The organism is Bacillus sp. OTU530, assembly GCF_038440375.1.
This window is the reverse complement of record NZ_JASATP010000114.1, coordinates 1-1,649: the sequence shown is the minus strand read 5'-3', so window position 1 is coordinate 1,649 and position 1,649 is coordinate 1. Positions and strand designations below refer to the sequence as shown.

The following is a 1,649-nucleotide window of genomic DNA, read 5'->3' as shown; positions in this document are numbered from 1 at the left end:
CACATCCATCAACTTAAGCATTTAGGCTATTCTTAAAGTTAAAAGCACGTTACTATTCTCTTATGTTAATGAGAAAGGGTGACGTGCTTTTTATGAATATGCATCCAAAACAAGAGTTGTCTTTATTTGCCGAAGAGTTGTATCGGTATATGTCTCCCGCTGCATTGGATCAATTAGCTATCGAAGCAGGCGGAATGAAACGAAAACGGAAGTGTTATGGACACCATTTTTTATCTTTGTGTGTATGGTTAAATCAACAAATCGCTACTACCTCGCTTACTCAACTTTGTAGTCAATTAGAAACTTCAACAGGAATCTTATTGAGCCCTGAGGGGCTTAACCGACGATTTAATTCGGCTTCGGTAACCTTCTTTCGAAGTGTATTTACTACACTTCTACAAGCTAAAATTGGAGGATTATCTAAGATTTCTCATTCTCTTTCTGCTTACTTTGAGCGTATTCGCATCCTTGATTCCACGACCTTTCAAGTTCCTGATCGATTTGCATCTACTTATCCAGGTGCCGGTGGATGTAGTCATAAAGCTGGTGTGAAAATTCAGTTAGAGTATGACTTGTTGAGTGGAGAATTTTCTGATGTACAAATTGAACCAGGAAAACGAAGTGATCAGGCGTATGGTGCGAGTCGAACGGACATGGTACAGAAAGACGATCTCTATATTCGTGACTTAGGGTATTTTCGTTTACAAGACTTTGAGTCCATCCAAGGTAAGCAAGGATATTATCTATCACGCCTTAAGCTACCCACGAAAATATATAGAAAAGAATTCAAAACAGTGGAATTTAAAACAAAACCTGCTCAATTGAAGCCTGTATATATAGAAATTCGTTTGGAAGACATCATGAAACAATTACAACCCGGGCAAGTATATGAGTTGAGGGATGTATATGTAGGGAGTAAAGACAAACTTCCTACGCGCATTGTGGTTTATAGGTGTACGGAGGAACAAAAGAAGAAACGCTTACACGATCGAGCTATTCGTGAAAAGAAAAAAGGGATTACATATACAGAGCGTACAAAACATTTACAAGGAATTACAGTATACATGACAAACATTCCTACGGAATGGGTACCAAAAGAGAAAATCTATGATTTATATTCATTACGTTGGCAAATCGAGCTGTTATTTAAAGTATGGAAATCTTGGTTTCAAATCCATCGTTGTAAATCTATTAAACAAGAACGATTAGAATGTCATTTGTACGGGCAATTAATCGGTATTCTACTTTGTTCTTCTACTATGTTTAAAATGAGAGAGCTCTTGTTGCGTAAGAAGCAAAAAGAATTAAGCGAATATAAAGCAATGTATATGATTAAAGACCACTTTTTACTGTTTTATCAGGCATTACATAAGAACACCCAAGAATTATCAAGGGTTCTCCTTCGTCTGTTTAACCTCCTACAGCGAAACGGACGAAAATCCCACAGATATAAGAAAAAAACAGTCTTTGATATTTTGGGTGTTGTTTATAATTATACCACTCCGACTCATCAGGTAGCATAGTTAAAAAAATAAACCCATTCGGGTTTATTTGGCATGCGTACTTTTAAAACATCTGTAAAAGGTAATGAAAAACTACTTGGAAACCTTAACTTTTATATAAAAATGAATCTTAAGTTGATGGATGTG

1 protein-coding gene is annotated in these 1,649 nt (G+C 36.2%); it reads left to right on the top strand.

Annotated elements, in window-relative coordinates:
• Positions 1–92: 92 nt before the first annotated feature.
• Positions 93–1,523: an IS4 family transposase gene (locus AAHB12_RS31040; protein WP_342048924.1), complete on the top strand. Its 1,431-nt coding sequence runs from the start codon at positions 93–95 to the stop codon at positions 1,521–1,523.
• Positions 1,524–1,649: the final 126 nt, after the last annotated feature.

Coding starts and splice junctions, on each gene's coding strand:
- AAHB12_RS31040 (WP_342048924.1), top strand. CDS start 93: ATGAATATGCATCCAAAACAAGAGTTGTCTTTATTTGCCGAAGAGTTG.